This is a genomic window from Fodinibius sp. (genome assembly GCF_041642155.1).
In the GTDB taxonomy this organism is placed as follows: Bacteria; Bacteroidota; Rhodothermia; order Balneolales; family Balneolaceae; genus Fodinibius.
This window is the reverse complement of record NZ_JBEPWZ010000012.1, coordinates 1-23,233: the sequence shown is the minus strand read 5'-3', so window position 1 is coordinate 23,233 and position 23,233 is coordinate 1. Positions and strand designations below refer to the sequence as shown.

Annotated in this window: 19 protein-coding genes and 1 pseudogene; 7 read left to right on the top strand and 13 right to left on the bottom strand. The window is 51.1% G+C overall.

What is annotated here, in order from left to right:
- Window positions 1-32 precede the first annotated feature (32 nt).
- The 5 genes from ACESLU_RS01890 to ACESLU_RS01870 all read left to right on the top strand — a co-directional run bounded on the left by ACESLU_RS01890 (window position 33) and on the right by ACESLU_RS01870 (window position 5,339).
- Complete coding sequence (locus ACESLU_RS01890) at window positions 33-992, top strand: TerC family protein (protein WP_372634337.1); 960 nt, start codon at window positions 33-35, stop codon at window positions 990-992.
- Window positions 993-1,004: 12 nt separating this feature from the next.
- Entirely contained in the window at window positions 1,005-1,433 is a 429-nt protein-coding gene (locus ACESLU_RS01885) for a hypothetical protein (protein WP_372634334.1), read from the top strand.
- Window positions 1,433-2,398 carry a hypothetical protein gene (locus ACESLU_RS01880; RefSeq protein WP_372634331.1) on the top strand — a complete coding sequence of 322 codons (966 nt, stop codon included), beginning with the start codon at window positions 1,433-1,435 and terminating at the stop codon, window positions 2,396-2,398. The genes ACESLU_RS01885 and ACESLU_RS01880 overlap by 1 nt, the downstream gene beginning before the upstream one ends.
- Window positions 2,399-2,508: 110 nt before the next feature.
- Window positions 2,509-4,248: a hypothetical protein gene (locus ACESLU_RS01875; protein WP_372634329.1), complete on the top strand. Its 1,740-nt coding sequence runs from the start codon at window positions 2,509-2,511 to the stop codon at window positions 4,246-4,248.
- 140 nt (window positions 4,249-4,388) lie between these two features.
- Window positions 4,389-5,339: a DNA-3-methyladenine glycosylase gene (locus ACESLU_RS01870; protein ID WP_372634326.1), complete on the top strand. Its 951-nt coding sequence runs from the start codon at window positions 4,389-4,391 to the stop codon at window positions 5,337-5,339.
- A 58-nt stretch (window positions 5,340-5,397) separates the two neighbouring features.
- Here the strand turns inward: ACESLU_RS01870 and ACESLU_RS01865 are convergent.
- The 9 genes and pseudogenes from ACESLU_RS01865 to ACESLU_RS01825 all read right to left on the bottom strand — a co-directional run.
- Window positions 5,398-5,538, bottom strand: a pseudogene (locus ACESLU_RS01865) (family 78 glycoside hydrolase catalytic domain); the annotation flags it as partial.
- A 77-nt stretch (window positions 5,539-5,615) separates the two neighbouring features.
- The gene (locus tag ACESLU_RS01860; protein ID WP_372634324.1) at window positions 5,616-6,380 is read right to left on the bottom strand and encodes an endonuclease/exonuclease/phosphatase family protein; all 765 of its coding nucleotides are present in this window, start codon (window positions 6,378-6,380) and stop codon (window positions 5,616-5,618) included.
- A gap of 126 nt (window positions 6,381-6,506) precedes the next feature.
- Window positions 6,507-7,874 (bottom strand): Nramp family divalent metal transporter, encoded by a 1,368-nt coding sequence (locus tag ACESLU_RS01855; RefSeq protein ID WP_372634322.1) that lies wholly within the window; start codon window positions 7,872-7,874, stop codon window positions 6,507-6,509.
- A 186-nt stretch (window positions 7,875-8,060) separates the two neighbouring features.
- A complete protein-coding gene (locus ACESLU_RS01850) occupies window positions 8,061-9,380 on the bottom strand; it encodes an L-fuconate dehydratase (protein ID WP_372634319.1) in 1,320 nt (439 codons plus the stop codon).
- A 209-nt stretch (window positions 9,381-9,589) separates the two neighbouring features.
- A complete protein-coding gene (locus ACESLU_RS01845; RefSeq protein ID WP_372634317.1) occupies window positions 9,590-11,236 on the bottom strand; it encodes a sulfatase in 1,647 nt (548 codons plus the stop codon).
- 184 nt (window positions 11,237-11,420) lie between these two features.
- The gene (locus ACESLU_RS01840; RefSeq protein WP_372634314.1) at window positions 11,421-12,977 is read right to left on the bottom strand and encodes an NAD(P)/FAD-dependent oxidoreductase; all 1,557 of its coding nucleotides are present in this window, start codon (window positions 12,975-12,977) and stop codon (window positions 11,421-11,423) included.
- On the bottom strand, window positions 12,956-13,888 hold the full coding sequence (locus ACESLU_RS01835) for a radical SAM protein (RefSeq protein ID WP_372634311.1): 933 nt from the start codon (window positions 13,886-13,888) through the stop codon (window positions 12,956-12,958). The genes ACESLU_RS01840 and ACESLU_RS01835 overlap by 22 nt, the downstream gene beginning before the upstream one ends.
- A gap of 151 nt (window positions 13,889-14,039) precedes the next feature.
- Window positions 14,040-15,386 (bottom strand): asparagine synthase-related protein, encoded by a 1,347-nt coding sequence (locus ACESLU_RS01830; RefSeq protein WP_372634308.1) that lies wholly within the window; start codon window positions 15,384-15,386, stop codon window positions 14,040-14,042.
- A 148-nt stretch (window positions 15,387-15,534) separates the two neighbouring features.
- Window positions 15,535-16,533, bottom strand: a complete 999-nt coding sequence (locus ACESLU_RS01825; RefSeq protein WP_372634305.1) for an aldo/keto reductase — start codon at window positions 16,531-16,533, stop codon at window positions 15,535-15,537.
- A 424-nt stretch (window positions 16,534-16,957) separates the two neighbouring features.
- Here ACESLU_RS01825 and ACESLU_RS01820 point away from each other — a divergent pair, with 424 nt between their 5' ends.
- Window positions 16,958-17,743, top strand: a complete 786-nt coding sequence (locus ACESLU_RS01820; protein WP_372634303.1) for an SDR family oxidoreductase — start codon at window positions 16,958-16,960, stop codon at window positions 17,741-17,743.
- On the opposite strand, the gene ACESLU_RS01815 is transcribed toward ACESLU_RS01820, so the two are convergent.
- Entirely contained in the window at window positions 17,736-18,044 is a 309-nt protein-coding gene (locus tag ACESLU_RS01815) for a hypothetical protein (protein ID WP_372634300.1), read from the bottom strand. The genes ACESLU_RS01820 and ACESLU_RS01815 overlap by 8 nt on opposite strands.
- Before the next feature lie 70 nt (window positions 18,045-18,114).
- Between ACESLU_RS01815 and ACESLU_RS01810 the strand changes: the two genes are divergently transcribed.
- Window positions 18,115-18,270, top strand: coding sequence for a zinc ribbon domain-containing protein (locus ACESLU_RS01810; RefSeq protein WP_372634297.1), 156 nt, complete (start codon window positions 18,115-18,117; stop codon window positions 18,268-18,270).
- A 30-nt stretch (window positions 18,271-18,300) separates the two neighbouring features.
- On the opposite strand, the gene ACESLU_RS01805 is transcribed toward ACESLU_RS01810, so the two are convergent.
- From ACESLU_RS01805 to ACESLU_RS01795, 3 genes are all read right to left on the bottom strand, one after another.
- Complete coding sequence (locus ACESLU_RS01805) at window positions 18,301-19,266, bottom strand: DUF4249 family protein (RefSeq protein ID WP_372634295.1); 966 nt, start codon at window positions 19,264-19,266, stop codon at window positions 18,301-18,303.
- Between the two features lie 67 nt (window positions 19,267-19,333).
- A complete protein-coding gene (locus ACESLU_RS01800) occupies window positions 19,334-21,856 on the bottom strand; it encodes a carboxypeptidase-like regulatory domain-containing protein (RefSeq protein WP_372634292.1) in 2,523 nt (840 codons plus the stop codon).
- Between the two features lie 460 nt (window positions 21,857-22,316).
- On the bottom strand, window positions 22,317-23,233 hold a 917-nt coding region (locus ACESLU_RS01795; RefSeq protein WP_372634290.1), incomplete at its 5' end, for a dipeptide epimerase.

Here is a 23,233-nt window from a genome sequence, read left to right as displayed (position 1 = left end):
CTTGTTAAAAAAATATAAAAAGTAATACCCCTGTGGAGCATTCCCTTTTACTCTGGGCCGTCTTTAATGTCTTTATCATCATCATGCTGATTATAGACCTGGCGGTCTTTCACAAGAAAGACACCGAAGAAAGCATCAGGGAGGCCCTCATTTGGACAGGTGTCTGGATTGCTTTGGCCCTGGTCTTTGGTGTGGGGATCTATTACTACATGGGTTCACAGACAGCCCTCGATTATTATACCGGCTACCTGATTGAGAAATCGCTCAGTGTGGATAACATATTCGTTTTCCTGCTGGTCTTTTCCTACTTTAATGTACCCGCAAAATACCAGCATAAAGTACTTTTCTGGGGAATTTTCGGCGCCCTGGTGATGCGGTTCTTCTTCATCTTCGCCGGGGTGGCACTCATCGAACGTTTTCACTGGATTATCTATTTTTTCGGTGCCTTTCTGGTCTTCACCGGTATCAAGCTTGCCTTGGACAAAGACAAGGAGGTTCATCCCGAGCGCAACCCCGTGCTGAAGCTCTTTCGCAAGTTTTTTCCGACGACCAGAGACTATCACGGTTCCCGTTTTTTTATTCGGAAGATGGGCAAGCTGTATGCGACGCCCCTTTTTATTGTCCTCATTGTCATCGAAACCACTGACCTGGTTTTTGCCATCGACTCTATTCCGGCTATCCTGGCTATCACGCGCGACGAATTTATTGTCTATAGCTCGAACGCTTTTGCTATCCTGGGCTTACGGGCGCTCTATTTTGCCGTCTCCGGTATTATGCGCCTGTTCCACTACCTGCACTACGGACTCTCCCTGATCCTCGTCTTCGTGGGGGTTAAAATGCTGTTGGAGGAGTTTTACCATATTCCCACACCCTATGCGCTGGTATTTATCGCTCTCACGCTCACCATTTCAATCGTAGCTTCTATTCTCTACCCTCAGGAAGAGGCACTGCCGGAAGAACTGGCGGAAGATCAACCGAAATTACAGGATTAACGTCTTTTACCGATGCCTTTTTCCACCCAATGGTTCCTGTTCTACTACGGTATTTTGGGATTGCTGTTAACCCTGAGCGGCAGCTACCTTGTTATCCGGTATGACCCCATAAAAACCTGGCTTACCAAGGCTGCCGGCCGCGATAAGCCGCCGGTATTGCTCATCCGCATCCTCAAGTACTTAACGCTCTTCACCCTTCCGGGCCTTGTGCTGGCCTTCTTCCCCTTCTCCTGGATTGAACTTGTGTTCTGTTTCTGGAGTTTAATTATCCTGTATATAGCGGCAGCTCAGCTGGTCCGCTGGAAGCAAAGCCGCTTACTCATAAAGCGCAACCAGGCAACCATTGCTGACATTATTCGAAAGAGCGGTGCCATAATGTTGTCAGTAGGTTTTGCTATATTTCTGCTTGCATATTTGGTTGTCAAACGAACCATCGAGTAATGAATATCATCAAAGCAGGCTCCCACGGTATCCTGCTTCCGGATCTCAACATTGAATTCGATTGCAGCGGCACTCGTGGAGGACACACTTTTATTTCGCATGCCCATGCCGATCATATGCCGCGCAGTAAAAAAAGCCGGGTATATTGCACGGCCAACACGCAGGCGCTGATGCGGGAGCGCGGCTTTGAAGGCGCGGTGCACGTGCTGAAATTCGGGACCCCCCTGGAAACGCAGCAGGCCCGCATTACGCTCTATCCCGCGGGACATATTTTGGGGTCTGCCATGGTTTTTGTGGAAAGTGAGCGGGGAAATGTGCTCTACACGGGCGATTACCGGACCCCTCCTTCACCGGCCTCCGAGGGATTTGCTCTGCCCGACCGGCGGGTGGATCATCTTGTTACCGAGGCCACTTTTGCACTGCCGATATACAGGTGGGATTCCCATGAGAAGCTGGCTTCTGAAGTACGAAGTTTTGCCTCCGGGTCCCTTGAAAATGATTTTACGCCTGTTTTTTTAGCTTACAACCTGGGAAAGGCACAGGAAGTCATGCAGATGCTGGTGCCACTCAACAGGCGGCTTCAGATTTCCCGGGCCGGCTATAACCTTTGCAAAATATATGAGAGGGCCGGTTTTCATCTGGGAAGCTATGAAACCCATACCCCCTCAACCTGTGAAGGAAAAATTCTAATCGCCACCAGTCACGCGCTCAACAACGGTTTTGCAGCAGATGTTTCCAAAAAACGTATTGCGTACTGCTCGGGGTGGGCTACGGGGACAACCGGGTTTGTCGGTCCATCCATCGATAAGCTGATTCCACTCTCCGATCACCTGGATTTTTTTGAACTCATTGAGGTCTGTAAAAGGTTAAAACCTGAAAAAGTTCATATCACCCACACGCCCAATGCCAGCGTGGTACAGCATTACCTGGATAACCTGAATATTGACTCCCATTTATTGGAATAGAAACTATGGCCTGTGGTCACTTATTTTCATGTTGAGTTGCCGGGGAACATATTCCCCGGGTAAGGGGCCGGGAGCGTATAATTACAATCAATTCATTATACAGATATTAGATGTCTGACACATTTCGACAATGGGCGGAGGCCGCTCGACAGATAGCGGAGTCACCCGATCCGGCTGCCGGAATAACACGCTGTGCCGCCTACCTGCGCTCCCTGCGTACGGATAAGGGACTTCGGCTCGCCACTCGCTTTTTGGACAAAAGGATCTTCCCCTCCCGCTCCGGGAAACGCATTGCTATGGGAAGCCGGACCTACTCGACATGCGCAGCCGAATTTTGTGAAATTGACTATGAACAAGTCTTCAAACCGTGCAAAAAAGCGCTGGGTAACGCTCCCGATACGATTGAAAAACTAATGCAGAATATTGAAGCGGCCCGTGCCAAACGCTCGCCTGCCGGACTTTCGCTTTCGGATATTCACCAGTATTATGAAAAGCTTTCACAACTCTCGACACGCGCCGAGAAGAAAATCCTCCTGGAAAGCGCCTGGCAGAAGATGACGCCGGTGGAAATCAACTATTTCATTCGCCTCATGCGGGGTGCATTGGAGATCGGCCTTTCCTCACGGCACCTGGCCTCCGCCCTTGCTCAAGCGTTTGATCGGGACCCTTCCCGGGTCCGCCATACCACGATGATTACGGGCCGTATGGGCCGTACCGCCCTGCTCTGCAAACATGACAAGCTGGAGAAAACCCGGTTTTCCCTTTTCCACCCGCTGCCGCCTGTGTCCGCTTCCCCGGTCAAAAAATATGAAGCGGTTGAGCTCGATCGCTATGTGGCGGAAGAAGAATTCGCCGGCCTGCGCACGCAGGTGCATATTAGCGGAAATCGGGTGACATTATATGCCTCTGACGGTACCGAAGTTACCGGTCCCTTCCCGGAAGTTGCACAATTTTTCCTGTCCCGCACCATCCCGGATGTTGTCCTGGATGGGGTTATCTGTGTATACCGGAATCATGAAATTCTGCCCCGACAGCTGCTCCAAAAACGGATGAAGATGAAAAAGAAACAACCCGGCGCCGATATGCTGGAAAAATACCCGGTGCTGTTTATCGCTTTTGATATCCTTTATCATGACGGGGCGCTCGTTGCTGACAAACCTTTGAACAGGCGGAGACAGGTATTGGAGAGACTATCCAAAAACCATTCATTTCCCATTGCCAACCAGTTTGAAGTACCGGACCAGGATCGCCTTCAAAAATTATTTGACCGTTCGCTGTCCCACGGTAACGAGGGACTTGTTCTTAAACTCAAAGAGAGCGCCTATGAAGAATACGGGCAATACACTGATTCGTGGCTTAACATAAAAAAACCGGCCGGTTCGCTGGAGACGGTAATCATGTATGCCCATACCAAACATGGAAGACAGGGCCGCCGCCATACCGGTTTTACCCTGGGTGTCCGGGTGGGGGGAGACCCGCGTTATGAGGAAGAATTCATCCCCATTGGCAAAGCCGGTGCTGATGATCTGGGTGATGAAGAAACAAAACGGCTCAATAAACGTATCCGGGAACTAACTGTTGAAAAATACGGGCCTACATTGGGACTTATCCCCGAAATTGTGGTTGAGCTGGAATTTGATGACATTAGGCTCAACAAGCGAACCAAGGCAAATTATGTGCTTCACCGGCCGCATATCAACATAGTCCGTTGGGATGCAAATCCCGGTGATACCGTCACCCTAAAGAAGATAGAAGAGCTGTATCGTAAAAAAATTAACCGTGACCGACTTAAACAGGATAAAAATCCCTCTTTTTTATTTCATGAAAATTACAAATCGACACAAGAGTGATCCCCGCACAACGAAAAAAATCACTGCACAACGAAAAGGGGCTTCTCATTCCCAATTTCCAATTTTTTCATTTCCAATTTTTCATTTTTAATTTTTCGATTTTTCATTATCCAATTCCCAATTCCTAATTCCCCATTCCCATGAGTAGCTGGACGCTTCCATCCATCCCCCCGCACGACTGGTTCCTGTGCCTCGATATAGATCAATATTTTGATCACGAACATGATCCCGAACAAGTATTTGAAGAAGGTTTCAAACGTCCCATCCCCGTAGGTGATCGTGATGTGATGATTACGGCTTTTTTCAACGGCAATCCGGAGGAGCCGGAATTTCACTTCGAGAGTCCCGAACCGCTGGACAGATCCGAAATTGAAGAAGCCAACAAGAGTCTGAGTCGTATATTGGGCACCCAACTCGATTTGCGTCCCCTTTATGATAAAGCCGCTGGCGATCCGGTATTGGGTTCCAAACTCACTGAACTGTACGGACTCAAACGCATGTCCCGAGCCAACCTGTTCGAAGATACCATCAATCGCATCATCCAGATGCGACTTTCACACAAACCCACGGCTAAAAAAATGGTGTACAAAGTGCGCAAGAACTACGGTTCGCTGGTTACCGCACAGGGAGAAAATGTCCCTGCCTGGCCGCGTCCCCATCAGCTGGTTAAAGCCGACCCGATGAGCATTCGTAAACTGGGTCCCACCAGGCGTAAAGGGGAATTTATTATCGGGTTTGCCGAGGATTTGCTGTCTGGTGAAGAGGATCTGGACCAGCTGGAACACTGCGATCCCCAAACCTTTTATGACACCATCAGGGACGTACGGGGCGTGGGACCTACTTCGGCGCAGCAGCTGATGCTGTTTCGCAATCGCACGGATGCCGTCTTTCCCAGCAACAAGAGCAAAGGCAAGGAAAAGGGACACCGCAGGTGGATTATTATGAGTTACGGGGGCGATCCGGAGCATACCTCAGAAAAGGAATTCCGGCAGATGACAGCCAGCTGGGAAGACTACGAAGCGGCCGCCCTGGAATTTCTGTTTGTCAACTGGATACTCAGGGAAAAAGAAAAGAAACAGTCTGAAGAATGAACTTGGTTTAATTATTTATAGGGGGAGTTTACGACTGTTATCAGCGGTACTCAAGCTATCACCCGGTTTCAACGGTGTGGGGAACAGGGAATCGTTCAGTGTTTCCGCCCCCCCGTATTTTCAGCTCCGTTCCCCGATCCCCTACAGCCTGTACTCGCCACCAGCCCGGGATATTCTGTCCCAAGTCAAACAGATAGGTATTCGAACCGGTTGAGTTTGCGTCACCGCTTCAATGGATTGCGTCACCCGTATAGGCGGCATCAGCTGACCAGGCAGCTATTCCGGGTGAAGGACGACGGTAGCCACCACAGGCAAGTGATCGGAATATTTCTTCTTGACGGTTCTCAAGTCTAATACCTCCCACCGGCCACTGTCTGACAGAAAGAAGTAATCGATTCTCCGGCCGGGATCCGCGGCAGGAATTGTCGGTTCTGGTTCTCCATCAAACAGCAGTGCGGCATCCATCCACTGCTCTCGCATCTGCGTGTATTGTTCAGAATCGGGCGTGAAATTAAAATCTCCGCCCAGTACGATAGGGACCTTTCTGTTGGAAAAGTACCCGCTGATAGCCTGGACCTGCGCCGTTTTGTTTTCAGGATACTGATGATCCAGATGGGTTCCTCCAAAAATAACCGGTTGTCCCGATGCGGTCTGAGCTTCGGCAAACAGGAATGCCCGCACTTCCCCCTCCCCTGGATTCGGCAGTTCAACCTTTTGAGATTTCAGCGATCTTTTTGAGAGTAGTCCTATGCCGTAGCCGCCCCCACCGTAGTCTATCGTTTTCCCGAAGTATCCCTTCATATTTGTCAGTTCCGCCAGGCTGTCGGTGAGACTAAATGGTTTTCCTTCATTGAGTCCAGCCAGGCGCTCCGTCATTTCATCCACTTCCTGAAGAGCTACGAAGTCAGGTTGTTCCTTATTGATGAGATCGGCAATGTCCCGCAGGCTGCTTTTGCCTTCATCATACGCCTGTTCCGCGTGATAGATGTTATACGACATCACGGTCAGGGTATCCTGCGCCGGGGCTGCAGTCCACGACAACAGCCAAAATATTACTAAGAAATAAAGAGGTGCTCTCATTATCCTTGTGAATTATGTCTTAAAAGAATTTATCCGATACAGGTCTGGTGATAATATCAAATTTCGATGTGTTATTTAAAAAAAATCTCAAAAAAAGCGGGCAATCCCGTAGATCCCGGCAAGGATGATACCCGAGACGCTCAGCCAGAAAGCGACGTCATACAATTTTCCAGGTCTTAATTCGGCGTCCAGCCGCACATACCGGAAATGAACAGCCGCAAATACGACCACCAAAAGTAATACGGATGTAAAGAAGCCTCCTACAATGACCATCGTAACCGGAAGCTGTAAAAAGAGAAAAAGCAGAGCCCACAAAGCGGGAAATACCCAGGCCAGGATCGCGATCGTTTTTTTTCGCTGTTGATTGTTATAAAAATCAACCAGGCCCAACTGTCCGAACGCATCGGCAAAAATACGGGTCCAGCTCGCCAGTGCTGAAAAAAGGGTGGAAAACAGGACCACCCCCGCACAAAGCAAAAAGACGTTTCGGGCTCCGCTACCCATGGTCTCGGTATACATACCGGAAAGGGTCTCGATCATCTCATATCCCTGCGGGATCTGATTTTGCGCATGCAAAACCGCAGCTCCCAGCAAGTAAAAAGCGGCGGTCACTAACGTGTATACGATCATGGATAAGATAGCATCCCAGTACATTACCCGGATCCATCCTTTGGCGCGGCGTCTCCATTCCTCGGTGTCTACGGCGGGACCTGTATAGGCCGCATAGCCTTTTTCGAGACACCAGTAATTGTAATACATAATTTCGTCCCCGCCCACGCCGGTTATTCCGAATGCGGCGATGGCTACCCCCGCCATAGCCGCAGGCAGGTTAAATTCCAGTCCCAGTAACACATCCCCCCAGGTAAATGCATAGGAGGTATACTGCAGGAAATAGACCGACAGAAAGGTAAACAGGGTAAAAAAGGCGATCATAACCAGCGAAAACCGTTCGACAAACTGGTAATATCCGCGGTATACCAGCAAGGCTGCTGTCACTGTTGCGGCGAGAGTCCATATCGTGACACTTAAGGAAGGGAAGACAATATTCAGCGTGATGGCCACCCCGCCAATAATACCCCCCACCTGCAGCAGCTTGAAAAACTGAATAAACAGCCAGGCCCAAATGGACCAGCTTATGTCCCTGTACTTCCACCCCGGCAATTTGTTAAAAGCACTCATAACGGTTTCTCCCGTACTGATCGCATGTTTCCCGAATTCCAGTTGAATGGTCACTTTTACCAGACAACTTAAAATGACGACCCAAAAAGTGACAAAACCCGCCCGGGCACCCAGGGTCGTTGTAGCGATAAGTTCACCTGACCCCACAATAGCGGCTGACAATATAAATCCCGGTCCCAAGTGACTCAGGGTTCCCCAAAAAGAGGTCGGGGGCGATTTGATACTCTCCTCCGTCAATACATAGGGATTTTCAGGTCTTCTGTTTTTCGGTTTCATAAACCCCGTATTTTATTTATTTATCTGTAGCTGTCCATTCGATACATTTTTCTTCTTTTGAGCATCCCCTTCCGTGCTTTTAATTCCAATCCTTTCCTATTCCATTCTATCCGCCTTCCTCAATAATGTACGATACCATATACTGCCCGGGGCCCCGTCCCTTTGCAGTGTTTCCTTGTTTCCAATTTATTGCCATTTCAGTCCGCCGGGATAGGCATAATCCCGCAAACTCCGCTGCTTCATCTCAATACTATATCCCGGCTTGTCAGGAAGCTTGTAAGTACCCCGCTCTATAACAACAGGATCCCGAAAATGCTCGTGCAGGTGATCCACATATTCGGTCATTCGTCCCTTTTTACGTCCGCTCACGGCAATATAATCGACCATTGAAAGATGCTGCACATATTCGCACAGTCCCACGCCCCCGGCATGGGGACATACGGGAATCTCAAACTTTGCCGCCATCAACATAATCGCCAGGTTTTCGTTGACGCCTCCCACGCGGCAGCTGTCGATCTGGCAAATATCCAGCGCGCCGGCCTGCATCAGCTGTTTAAAGATAACCCTGTTTTGAGCATGCTCTCCCGTAGCTACTTTTATGGGCGCGATTGCCTCCGCAATTTTGGCGTGTCCCAAAATATCGTCGGGACTGGTGGGCTCTTCGATCCACCAGGGATCAAATTCGGATAAAGCTTCCATATTCCTGATCGCTTCGTCCACATCCCACTTCTGGTTGGCATCCATCATAAGCTTCCGTTCCCAGCCAATCTCCTCTCGTATGATAGCAGCACGGCGCAGGTCGTCTTTCAGATTGCCGCCCACTTTCATCTTCATGGCGTCCCATCCCTCCCGCACGGCTTCCCGGCATAATCTCCGTATTTTTTCGTCGGAGTAGCCGAGCCATCCGGCGGAGGTCGTATAGGCGGGATATCCACGTTCCCGCAATTCCCGGATACGTCCTGCTTTATTTTCTTCCTGCCTGCGGAGGAGTTCCAGGGCTTCGTCCGGCGTAAGGACATCCGTGATATAACTAAAATCGATGCAGCGTATCCATTCTTCCGGGGACATATCAGCCAGCAGCTGCCACAAGGGTTTATCCTCTATTTTCGCATACAGATCCCACAAGGCATTCACGAGCGCCCCCATAGCCAAATGGATGACGCCTTTTTCGGGCCCCAGCCACCGCAGCTGGCTGTCGCGGGCCAGGGCGTGCCAAAAAGCGCCAAAATTATTTACTATCTCGCTGATGCGGCGGTCCAATACATGTACCGACAGCTGCCTGATAGCCTCTACACACAGGTCATTCCCCCTCCCGATCGTAAAAGTGAGTCCGTGTCCCTCCAATCCCCTGTCCGTTTTCAACACCAGATAAGCCGCCGAGTAATCCGGGTCGGGATTCATTGCATCGGATCCATCCAAATGGCGGCTGGTGGGGAACCGTATATCCTTGACATCTATCCCGGTGATCTGTAAATCTGCATTCATTTCCATTGCTATTCCAATCATTCAGTCGTTGCTGTTTTCTTGTCCGCGGACTGTAACGACACCTCGACCGCTGGTCCCTGATCTTGTATTTACCGCTCCCCGCCCCTCTTCCTCCCGGCCGATCTTCGGCAGATCTTCTCCCGGGGAATCGGGAGAGTGACGCGGACTTTGAAACTAAAAGCTTCTTCTTTAATAAAAGTATCTTCTTTAACTAAAAGGCTTTATTACTGTTAATAGGTGCTACGGTCCGTATCCTCATACTGCTCCTGCAGTCCGGCCAGTTTTTCCTTCAGCCGGCGGGTAATTTCCCCGTAGCCCTCCTTGCCGTACAGGTCATTCATTTCCTTGGGGTCCTCCTGCAGGTCGTACAGCTCCCAGTCATCAATATCGTTATAAAAATGGATCAACTTATAGCGGTCCGTGCGGATACCGTAGTGCCGTTTGACCATATGCGCATTGGGAAATTCGTAGTAATGGTAATAGAGGGCGTCCCGCCACTCCTCATCGGCCTGTTGTGCCAGCGGAACCAGGGATTTGCCCTGCATGTCCCCCGGCACTTCCACCCCGGCAATATCGAGCAGCGTGGGAGCATAATCGATATTCTGGACCAGCTCATCCACTTCTGTGCGAGTCGACATCGATCCGGGGAATTTCATCAGCAGCGGGGTCCGCATCGATTCCTCATACATAAAACGCTTGTCGAACCAGCCGTGCTCGCCCATATAAAATCCCTGGTCGGAGGTATAGACAATCAGGGTATTCTCATAGAGGTCGTTCTCTTTCAGGTAGTCCAGCACCCGGCCGACATTGTCATCAACCGTCCGCACCGTCTTCAGGTAATCACGCATATAGCGCTGGTACTTCCACCGTGCCAGCTCCACATCCGACATCTGATCCCGCTGTTCTTTGAATTCTTGAATGATCGGATCGTAGTAGGCGTCCCATACCTCCTTCTGCTCCTCATTTAAGTTCGCATAGCGGCCGTTGGCATACATGTCCCGGTATTTAGTTTCCAGTTCGCCCTCCTCATCCAGCATCTTCAGGTCATAGACGACATCCATATCCTCAATAATACTCATTTTCTGCTGGGCCGCTGCCGTGCGTCCCTCGTACTCATCAAAAAAAGTGCCCGGCAGTCCCGCCAGCTTATTCGGCTCGCCGGGGACCTGATCTTCCCCTTCTGCCGCATTCATGTCCGGCAGCGTAAACGGTTCCGGCCCGCCCGGCTCCAGCAGCGAAGTATCCGGCATCCATACCCGGTGATTGGCCTTGTGGTGAATTTGCAGGGCAAACGGCTGGTCGCTTTCCCGGTTCTCCAGCCACGACAAGCTCTTGTCCGTTATCACATCCGTGACATAGCCGTCGGAGGAAATGGTGTCGCCGTTGATGATAAAGTCCGAATTATAGTAATCCCCCTGGCCGATCAGCCGGTCGTAGTAGTCATATCCGGTAGGCGTGCTGCGCAGGTGCCACTTTCCGATCAGGGCCGTCTGGTAGCCGGCCTGCCGCAAATATTTCGGGAAAGTCGGCTGGGAACCATCGAAGGAGGTGCTGTTGTCAATTTGGCCGTTTTTGTGGGAATGCTTACCCGTCAGCAGCGTCGCCCGGCTGGGGGCACAGATGGAGTTGCCCACAAAGCTGTTGGCAAATTTCACCCCTTCCCCGGCAATCCGATCGATATTCGGGGTTTCGATAAAGCGATCATCATAGGCGCTCAGCGTCTGGTAGGAATGGTCGTCCGTCATGATAAACACAATATTGGGACGCTCTGCTCTCTCTTCTTCTCCCTGCTGAGAAGCCCCACAGGAGCTCTGAAAAACAGTACTGCCGATTATGAGAATGAAAATGAATATATGATGCACCTGTTGCTTTACCATTACCTTGCATACCCGTTTAAATTGGAATTTTCTTCTCTGTTCGGCTTGCGGTTGCCAACGACAAGATAATAACCAACAAACCGAAATAAACAAAAAAGGGAGTAACTCTAACAAAAGCTACTCCCTTTCACAAATTAACGGAATTAAAAACTTAGTCCTTTGGAGATTTTCTACTTCGGATCTCTTATGTATTGGATCCCCATTCAGCTGCGGTATGCTCATACATATTCGGAATATCCGGATCCAACAGTCCCGCCGAATTATAGGGAGCGATAGCCTTTTTTACACGCGCCCGGAATTTTTCGTTGACCTCTTCCGGTATTGCGGTACCCGGCAGTGAACTGATCTCCGTCACCTCCCCGTAGCATCGTTGGACCAGAGCAGGAATGCGGGCATGATCTGCAGAAAGAAAAGCGTTATTTTCGATATCAAACGATCCCCGGAGCCTCTTTTGTTCATAATCTATGGCCGCAGTGAAATAGAGCATGCTGTAGGTTGTAAACAGATCGAAATTTCTCCGGGCTTTATAGCAGCCGTCAACCAGCAGGTCAATGAAACGGAGCTCCCTGAAAACAGCTCGTTCATACGTTGCCAAAAAATCAGATCGGTGCTGCGAGGAAACGGTCCCCCCTCCCGACTCAAAGGCATACAGAAGACGTTCAACACCGGACAGCGAGTGCGCAATGCCGGTGCTGTGCAGAGGATCTACAAATCCGGCCGTATGCGGCAGCGCTACCCAACCCTCCCCGGCCACCTTTTGTGCCCTCCGCTGCAGCCTTTGAGTTGAGAACAGCTGTCCCGGCAGCTCTGCAACAGACGCTTTTTCAAACAGATTCGCAATGGAGGGATAGCGCTCGATTACCTGCTTCCAGGCCGCCTGCTTATTCGCAGGCAACTGGGTTCTTTTCCCCTGCTCCAACACCAGTCCCGCACTTGTAATACCATTGTTAAAACGCAGCATCCAGAGCCAGCCTTCCTCCATCAGGTGATGCAGGGCCGAAAAATCGGGATTATAGGGATAGTCTGCGGTTGAGATATTGTGCTCGCGCAGCCACGACTGCCAGGGCTTCACACCGGTGAAATGAGAATAGATGGCGGAGGTGCGGGTCCGCAGGTCAGCACCCCCTGAACCGACCCCGAGCTGACGAAGCAGCGCAGTCGAACCGGTAGCATCGATGATCCAGGCGCTGCTGTAGGTCGTCAGCTTTTTATCGCGGCGGGCCCTCATCTTCCAGTGCCCGGCGATGCGGTCCAGCGAAAAAATGGTCGTCCGGTCAACGTAATCAATGCCCGCCTCCCGCACTTTCGACACCAGAAAGGCGTCCAGATCCGGTCGGTACCAGTTCGTATCGGACTGCCGGTTACTGACGCTGGCCGCTACCAGCAACTCGCGCGAATGCGCTTCATCCGTCCGGAAAGGACGTCCCCCCTGGTGGCTGTAATAGCTGAACCCGCGCTTGATCCCAGAGGCCACTTCGGGATGGTGGTCCTGCCAGCTCCCGTAACGGGAGAAGCTGTGCAGCCAGGAGAGATCGTAGCGGCCGGCGAGATCGCGCAGAATCATATCGGCGATGGGGGTGGAAGACTCCCCTATAGCGAAGCGGGGATGCGCTTCTTTTTCGACGAGGAGCACATTATACCCCAGCTGGTCCAATCCCAGGGCAGTCAGTGAGCCGGCAAACCCGGCCCCGACAACGGCGATATCATACCCTTTGTCCGTCATTGCCGACACTGTGGGCATTGGACCGGGGGACTGACTTGCTGCTTCCGGTTCATCTGGTCGAGCCGCTGTTTTCGTTCTTCGAAACAATGATCACATTCAGAAAACCGTTTCAAATCCCACAGGTCGACAAAAACTCGTCCCCCGTCAGAGCGGAGCGCCTGCTCAAAGACCTGTTCAAGGGCGGCTATGGTCGGCGGCACATAATGTCCCTCTTGCTGAAGTTTCTCCATGGCGCCGTTGCCGGTTCGTGTGGGAATGATGCTGCAGGCAGAAACGCCGCAACGGAAAGCAAATTCCACGCTTTTTACCGCCCAGGTTATATTTTCTGCGGGATCCGTCAGGAACGGGGGATTCAAGAGGATAAAAGCGCGTGTATCGATGTTATTTTGGGCGAGAAATGAGGCCGCTTCCGCAAAATTCTCCGTGGTAATCTGTTTGTTCAGCTTCGGAAGTACACCCGGGTGGATGGTCTCCAATCCCATCGCAATTTCCAGCCGGCCGCTGAGCAGCTGCCGAAAGGCGAGACAGCCGGTCCCACACAATTTCGGGTGGTTTTCGATAACAACCCGCTCATAACCGGAAAGGAGTCGGGCTATGGCTTCGTAATCTTCCGGGGGCACCGCCTGGCGATCAAAAAAATTTCCGTTGTTATACAGTTTAACGACCCTCGCCTGCGGGAGTCGCCGGAGGGCATGCGAAATCTGGGCGGGGATGTCCCCCGGCTGAACCGGTTCTTTGAGCGTGTTTTTCCAGAGATCGCACATCACGCATTTAAAGGGACACTCGCTGTTGGTCAGGAAAACGGTATTCACTTCTTTTAACCCTCCATCAGGTCCCCGCTCCCGTTCATGCAGAAAGTGGTACGGGCGATCGGGACGCACCTTGTTCCGGCGGGGACGGAGGTCGATAATTTCTGAGGTGTCCAACATGGGTTTATTCTGGCTGTGAATGATTTTAGCCCAGGCGAAGGAAACGCGGTATAATGTACCCAGCCGGCGCCGTTTCTGGGTTCCGTTTTTGCACCGTTCCAAAAATTAAAATACTCATCGGAATCAAAAAAAACACGTGCACAACAGACCTCTACGCATACAGCGAAGCAAAATACCGGCGATATTCCATCTCATCATCGGCAAAAAGTTCATGTACTTTCTCCTCAGGCGCGGCGCCGTGCTGGAATCTCCGCTTGGGAAATACCGGCATCTCCATTCCCGTCACCGCTTTTACCCCGCGCTGGACGACCTCCCCTTTCAGGTCGTAGAGCTCTTCATGATCCCAGCCGGTCAGCCGGATAAAGGGAATCCCTTCCGAAACTTCAATAACATTCGGCAGCGTATAGGGACTAAATTCCTTAAACCCGTAGTGTCGGGCCGGGGCGTAAGTACGAATATGCCCGCGGCTGAGTCCCCCTGAATACGTGAGGGAATGCTTTATCTTGTCTACGCCCCACCCTTCGTGGTAAAGCATCTGGTTATTGAGCACACTGCGAATCGTGAGCTCGGGATTTTCTTCAATCGGGTAGTCCTTCATATTTTCGTCGCCGCCATCTCCGTCCGCCAAATAGTTCCAATCCGGATAGCGTTCGCGGATGTTCCTGCACAGCGCCTCGGTCATCGTCGCCGCCTCCACATCCAGGGATTTATAGTCTTCCGTAATCCGGATGGTCTTCTTGTAATCGATCTCTTCCGCCGGTACATCAATGACCTCCAAAAACAGGGATAGATCCAGCTGATCCAGGAAGTGCGCCGCCTGCTCGGCATCCGCCCCCCCCTCCACCGAAAGGCTAAACGCTTTAAGCCGCTGCGGGGATAGGCCCATGTCAAGCATCAGGTGATAAAGAACCAGGAAGACGGATCCACTGTCTATTCCTCCTGAAAAGAGCACGCCGACCGGTTCCTTTTCCGGGATGGTCCGCAGCCATTTCCGGCATTCGTCGGCCAATGCCCCGATATACCGGGCGCCGATCGCATCCAGATCTCCATCCAGCACCTCCTGCTTCGGATCAAAATAGCGCCGGTACCGGGGACTCGGGTCCGGGCAGCCGATCAGCTGAAGCCGGGTCAGATGATGGGCGGGCACCATCCGCGTATAGGATGGGTGAAACTGGTCGTGCAGGCCCTGTTCTTTAAGGTAGCTGAAAATCTCATCAATGCGTTCTGCCACCACCAGCAGGGGTCCCGATGCCTGCTTGGCCAGGAAATAACGCATAGGACGGCCGATGGAGCGGGCCAGGAATACCTCCTTCCCTTTCTTTTCGGCGATAGCAAATGACCCGTCAATCGTGCGGACCTGCCGGGGATCACCAGAACGCACGGCTGCCTGGGCCTCTTCCGGCGACATATTGAAAATGGTGTTGCCCCCGGGATCGAGCAGGTTTTCAAAATCCTCTACATATTCATACTGATGCCGATGGTGATCTGGTGCAGCCATAAGATGTATTATAGGTATATATAGTACGTATTAGCAAAGCAGGTGAACAGAAACATTTCACTTACTTAAAAAAATAACTATAGCAGAAAACGGGCGTCTTAAAAAAACCCTGATGTGCTATGAGCACTCTGGGATAATAATTCAGTTATTATCCCAGATCAAGATCCAGCTCATCGAGCTCGCTGTTGATCGTAGCTATCTCCTCATCACTGAGCTCAATATCCGCGGCTTTTGCATTTTGCGTGGCCTGCTCCACATTGCGGGCGCCAACCAAAGCAATGGTAATGCCCGGCTGCTGGATCGTCCACTGTATAGTCAATTGCGCCAGGGTAGCATCATGTGCCTCGGCAATGGGGCGAATCTTATCCAGAAAAGCGTTGGTCCGCCTGATATTTTTATCCGAAAAATAGGGATTATCGGCGCGGTGGTCTCCTTCTGAAAAATCCTGCCCGGGCTCCATCTTGCCGGTAAGCAGCCCGCGCTGCAGGGGACTGTACGCCAGAATCCCTTTGCCATGTTCGATGCAGTATGGCACCACGTCTTCCTCGATATCCCGCCGCAACATGCTGTACGGTACCTGGTTGGAAACAATATTATGATATGTTTCAGCCTCTTTCAATTGCTCTACATTATAATTGCAGACGGCCGCTTCACGGATTTTTCCCTGCTCTTTAAGCCGATCCATGGCCTCCATTGTTTCTTCAATCGGGGTGGTCGGATCGGGCCAGTGGATTTGGTACAGGTCAATATAGTCGGTCCCCAGGCGCCGCAGGCTGTCCTCGCATTCCTTCATGATACTTTCTTTGGCGGCATACTCGTGCATGTCGATATCGTTGCCGTCATTGTCTTTGCTCGAAAACCGAAAGTGACCTTTGTCGGTATCCCAGCGGAGGCCGTATTTCGTGAGAATTTGGACTTTATCTCTCGGGATATCGCTAATAGCTTCTCCCACAATCTGCTCACTTAGCCCCTGTCCGTAGGCCGGCGCCGTATCAATGGAGGTGACTCCGTGATTATAAGCGGCCTGTATTGCTGCGACAGAATTATTTTGTTCCGTTCCTCCCCACATCCAGCCGCCGGCGGCCCATGCGCCAAAAGTGACAACAGAAAGGTTAAAATCGGTATTTCCAAGCGTTCGGTATTCCATAAATAAACAATAATATAATTTTGAATAGTATTAGCTTACAAAAGATTAACAACAGAAGCCCATGCTCCTGAGTTCCTCCCTGGAGGACCAAGATATTGTTTTTATCCATGGAAAGGAAGCGCATGGAGATCTCCCGGCATAACAGAAAAAATTTAGTATCCTGTATATCCCTATTTATATAATTAACTTTCTTTTTTACCTTCTGTAAGGCCTGCCCGGGAAGATGATGCATACACACGGGTTCAAAACCGTAGATACGGTATTTATGCCAAAAGTGGATTCGTTATGAAGGCGGGCCGGCCAGCCCCGCTATGCAATCTGTAGGAAGGGGCATAGCGCAATTCAATATTTATTGACCTTCTCAACAACCCGGTAAAAAGCATTGCAACAAAAGCGGTTAACCTGATTTCTGATTAACATATTCATGGACCTGAAACTCAACAACAAAGTCATTATCGTGACGGGAGGTGCCGGCTTCACGGGCAGTATTGGCGAAGTGACCGTTCGCCACATCGCCGCTGAGGGAGGGATCCCGGTGATCATTGATAAAAGTGAGCGGGGATTTCAACTGGAAAAGCGTCTTGCCGAGCAGGGACAGGAAGCTTTTTTCGTCCAGGCAGACCTTACCACGGAAGAAGGGTGTCATAAGGCTGTCGGGAAAACCGCTCAAACGTATGGACGCATTGAAGGGATCGTTAACAACCTCGGTGTCAACGACGGGGTAGGGTTTGAGCATTCGTACGATGCATTCATCGATTCCCTGAAACTTAATCTCGTCCACTTTTTTGAAGTGACAAAGGCAGCCCTCCCCTGGCTTAAAAAGTCAGGGGGACCTGTAATCAACATTGCCTCGAAAGTTGCTCTTACCGGACAGGGAGGTACATCCGGCTATGCGGCCGCCAAAGGCGGGGTACTGGCGTTAACCCGCGAGTGGGCCCTCGAGCTGAGAGAGTCGGGCATCCGGGTGAATGCCGTGGTGGTTGCCGAGTCAATGACGCCCGCCTATCGGGAATGGCTGGATACCTTTGACAACCCCGAGCAGGCCAGGGAAACCATTACCTCGAAAATTCCTCTCGGGCAGCGTATGACCGAACCTTCCGAAATTGCTGATATGGTGCTTTTTTTACTGTCCGCGCGCTCTTCCCATACGACCGGACAGATTCTCCATGTGGATGGCGGCTATGTGCACCTGGACAGGGCGATTACGTAGCGCCGGCAGATAGGGGCGGCGCTCCCAAAAACCATGCAACTACTATTTCTTTGAGGGCTTTGCAAAACCGTTTGTTTGGCCAATATCTGTATGTTCGTGAAATCAAAATCCTCACATAGGTCTTATATGCTGTAGTTTCAAATTTGCTCAGGCTTTGATATTTCCCGATGCTTCGGGACTGGTTTTGCAAAGGCCTCTCTTTATTAGTTACCTTATTGTCAAACCGTGCAACTTCATAATACACTGCCGTAAAAGTAACAGTACCTGTACCCTCAATATTAATAGTCAGCAGGTATTTCATATCCTGTACCCATTGTTATATTTTTATACCGTTTCAAGACAAAGCTGAGCAGAACTCATTCGAACACGCGATGGAAAAGAAAGAATGTCCCGGCTGCGCCATGGAGGTTGATCGTGATGCGGAAGTATGTCCCATTTGCGGTTATGAATTTCCTCAACAGCCCGCGAGTATCAAGATTATGGCCTGGATTATGGTGATCCTTCTGCTGTTATGGCTCATTTTCTGAAAAATTTGCCGGTCCCGATCTTTCCTTCCGTCACTTTTCCTCTGGTCTCTTAAAGTATGTTTGCACCGTATCGGATGCAAAGCTGCCGAAAATACCAATGCCGCCCTCCACATCATAACGCAGATTGGGAATCTCGCCGGGAGAAAGTGTGCTCCCGCCCAGTTGAACCTCCTGAGAGGAGATCAAATCCGACAAATTATCGTCGATAGAATTGGCTAAGACCCTGTTATCACCAAAAAAAGCGACGCCTATCCAGGGGAACTGGACTGTAATTGTTCCATCATCATTCACATCAAAATTCCCCTCGTTGATGGGCGTGGTCTCCGTATTGTAAAAATCTTCGGCCTCTGTGTCATCTTCCTCTTCCACCAGTGTTTTATAAAAAGGGGTAAGATCCTCCTCTTCCGGCTCCGAAGCCACGGTATTAAACACAAAAATACTCTGCTTTTGTGTTTGCTCTAAAGCTGAAATAACCAGTTCCATTTGTTCGGGTGATTGATAGATAACGGTATCCGGCATCTCATTTATAATCTCTATAGCATCCGGAGTGGTTGTCTCGGCACGGAGGACTTCCGGGCGATTATCAAAATCGATAGCGATCCGGTAGGTTCTGCGGGGAAGCACCCGGTGCGTCGGGTCTTCGGCCATGTAGACCCCTTTTTCATCAGAGGGACGATAATCAAATACCTCTTCCCCGTCGCCGCCTTCTTCCAACAGGAGCACCTCCACGTTAGCCCCTTCCAGAGCGGCGTCCCCGAAACTGTACTGCTGTCCGGTGCGCAGCGTTTTACTGAGCCGTACTTCCGGCAGGGGACGATTGACGGTGACATATGCCTCCAACACCACATATTCCTCATAACGATCCTGAGCGTAATCTTCACAAGAGGTTATCAACAGAAAAACGGCGAGCGAGGTAACAATCAGCAGTCCGCCGATTTTTCCGACTCCTGCAGGGCGAAGAATTTTAACATGATCCGAAAACAGGGTATTCAACATGATGGTTATGAAATTTAAAATTAAGCCGGTGGATTATAGGCAACGGTCTGACGGGTTATAATACCCGTTAAAAATGTACGGTGTATGAGATCGCGGGCAGGGTGGGCAACATCGATACATCCTCCCGTTCCACCGGGTTTTCATCAAAATCATAATTATAGAACCAGATGTTGCTTCGGTTGTAGAGATTGATGAGCTGAAACTGCCACTCTGCATCTCCCAGGCTAAAGAACCGGCCCGACCGGCTGAACGAAAGGTCCATCCGGTGGTAGGGGGGCAGGCGCGATGAATTCATACTGCCAATGACAAAAGCATCGCGATTGCTGCTGCCCCACGGGAGATTTGAAAATTGCGTGCGTCCCTGCGGGTCGGTGTAAGCCTGACCCGTGGAATAGTTAAACACGGCCGAGACGCTCCACCGTTGCGACAACCGGTAGTTTGCTACGATATTCATATCGTGTGTGCGGTCGTACTTCGGCGGGTAAAACCTGCCCCGGCGCGGCTCATCCGGCAGATTAACATTAAAACCGGGAAATTTTCGGCGCGTGATCCCAAACGTATACCCGACAAAACCGCTTAAGCGTCCCACTTGCTTCTCCAGGAACACTTCCATCCCGTAGGCATAGCCTTTCCCAAAACGAAATTGTTCCGCATAATCCAGGCCCGCATTGTCACCGACAAAAGGATCCAGCTCAAACAGATCCCTCATGGTCCTGTAGTAGAATTCAACGTCGAAACCATAGCTGGAAAAAGGGATCGTTTTGAGTCCCAGGGAAAACTGATCGCCATACGAGGGGGGAACATCCTCCGCGGTAGTCATCCAGGTGTCAAAACCCGAAAAGGCCTCATTGGTCATCAGCGCAAGAAACTGGTTATAGCGGCCGTATGCCGCCTGGATGCGAATATTCTCAGCGGGACGGTGTTCTACCGAAAGCCGCGGGGCAAGCCTCAGGTAGCTTCCTTTTGAGAAGGCGTTGATACGGAGTCCCCCCGTTGCCATCCACCGGTCGGACGGTTTCCACTGTTCCTGGAGGTAGGCTGAGGCATACCGGGAATAGAGCTCCCGGTCGAAGGCGTATTCCTTATCAAAAAGCTCCTGCAGGCGAAGCGTCATAGCTCCTCCCCAGAATCCAACCGAAACAGTATGATGCTCATTCGGAATATACTCCAGGTCGGCCTTCAGCGAACCATCGCGAACATTGTTTTCGCTTTCAAAGGAGGTGCCGGCAAACTGGAATTGCGGTTCATTAAAATACCTCGATCCGGTGGCTGTAACCGTGCTGAAGAGTTTATCCGAGATGATTTTTCTCCACTGGGCACTGACCGTTTGATTGCCATAGTTCAAATCAATGACAGCATCCTCAAAGATAGGCCAGGAAATGACATCCGTCCCCGAATAAAAGGCCAGCGAAAGCCGGTCATTCTCAGAGATATCAAAATTCAGCTTTCCGTTGATATCATAGAAATAAAAGGTCTCGGGAGCATCTTCCACCAGTCTCAGTACGGGTTCGATCGTAGAACGTCGGACCGCCAGCATGTACGAACCATACTTATAGGGTCCCTCTATCGAGGCCCGGGAGGCCAGCATCCCGATACTGGCCGTCCCCCCTGTTTCATTCCTGTTGCCGTCCTTGTTGTAGATCGTCAACACCGAGCCAATGCGTCCCCCGTATTTCGCCGGGTACCCGCCTTTATAGAGCTGCACGTCCTTTACCGCATCGGGATTAAAGGTTGAAAACAACCCGAAGAAGTGCGAGGGGTTATAGACCGTGGTTTCGTCCAGCAGGATGAGGGTCTGGTCGGGACTTCCGCCCCGGATATAGAGTCCGCTCGAAAAATCCGAGGCCGCTTTAACCCCCGGAAGCAGCTGTACCGAACGGAATACATCGGGCGTCAAAACAGCAGGCAACTCTTTAATAAGCTGGGTAGATATGTGGGCGCGGCCGATATCTTTCTGCTCCTCTTCTTCCGCCTGCGATCGAACAACCAGCTCATCCAGCTGTAGACTCTTGGGTGCCAATGCAATATTAATTCGCCGGTTTTCTCCCTCTTCGAGTGTAATCTCCTGTTCGTACCGCTGGTACCCGATATAAGTGGCAACGAGGGTATAGGTGCCCGGCGGAATATTGGTAATGGTATAGTAACCGGAATTATTGGTGGATGCCCCCCTGTTAATTTCTAGCAGTGCCACATTAGCCGCCAGAAGTGTCTCCCCGCTTTCCCGGTCGGAAATATAGCCGTTTACAGAAGCATTCACACCTGCTGTCGCTTCTGCACCGGGGGAGGTATCGGCCATTTTTGTTGCGGCAACCGTGCGACCTGCCGGGCTGAATTTCACAGGAGTCTGCCTTTCCAGGTCACTCGGCGCCCTGTTACGGACCGTTACCGAAACGGGAGGTATCGCCTCAGAATCTTGTGGAGGAGTTGCGTAGGAAAACGTACCGTCGCTTTGCTTTTCGATCTCCCCCAGTACGCCAGGGAGGGGAATACGCTCAGTCGGCAGCGATATCTTTTCCCGGGGAAGGGGATCAGAGGCGGTATAAATATCGTCGGCCCATACTACCCCCGGCGCCGCATAGCTTACAAGCATTACCAGAAAGATGACTCTTGACGCAACGGATATGTTTGGGGATCCCTCATTTGATATCATAGTAGTTAACATGCAATATAAGGCCTGTGTTTACTCGGCAACTCCCCCTGATGGGTAGTTCAATTCTAATCTCCAGTCACTAACCAAAAAAGGATTGAAATGGAAATACGCCTCTAATCATTCCCGCTCAATTTCCATTCCGGAAATACCACTTCAATTGACAGCCCCGTTATACGATCCGGATCATCTCAATGTTTCAGATATTTTCCCAACCAGCTCCTCCGGAATGTCATGGCCATAAATATCAGTATGAGCGTCATTTATAAAACCAAATGCTCCATCAGCATTCAAGACGGTCATACCATACCGGCCGGACCAACCTGCCCGCTTGTTGAGCCTGGATTTTTGCTTCTGATACGGTGTTATCGATCACTGCCAACTGCAACTTGCGCCCTCGGAGTCAATTTCGAACGGAGACTCCCAGTCCCGGCTTCCCGCTCATAACGGCTCTCATTTCATCATCCAGGTTCATTCCTTCATAAGGATCATCCCTAATCAACAGGTGACCATCCAAATCCACGTAGTCGGACCAGAGTCCCAGCAAAGCACCCGCGGTGTTGGCCAGCGAGCTTTCGATCATGCAGCCTGTCATGACGGTAAGATTGCGCTTTCGGGCCTCATCAATGACCGCGCGCGCTTTCACCAGGCTCCCGATCTTCATCAGCTTAATGTTAATACCGTGAAAGGCTTCGGCTATCTCGTCAAGGTCTTCCTCTCCTTTAAAACTCTCATCGGCCATCAGGGGCAGTGGCGACCACTGTTTCAATCTCTTCATCTCCTCCATCATGGCGGAAGGCATCGGCTGTTCTACCATTTCAATGTTTTGCTGGGCTAAAAAGGTGATCTGTTCTCTCGCCTCCCCCGTGGTTTTCCATCCTTCGTTGGCGTCCACGCGAATGGGTTTATCCGTAATTTCCCGTATAGCTTTGATGATAGCACGATCCCGCTTGGTGCCCAGCTTTACTTTCAGGATCGGACAGGCTGAAACAGCCCGCACCTTTTCCTGCATCACCTCAAGGGTATCAAGTCCGATCGTATAGGAGGTCGGCGGAGTGCTGTTCGAGGGGGCATTCCACAGCTTCCAGAGCGGTTTTGCCTGCTTCTGGCCCCGCCAGTCGAGCCAGGCCATCTCCACGGCTGCCATAGCGGCCTTTACCTGCGGCTGCCGGGCATCAAGCTTTGCCGCCAGTGCTTCTCCGGTCGATACCTCCTCAAAAAAGTCGTCGGGCAAGCTTTTGATGAAAGCGGTTACGTTGGAGGCGTCTTCCCCGTACCGGGCATTCGGTGCCGCCTCACCCCGGCCCACATAGCCGTCGG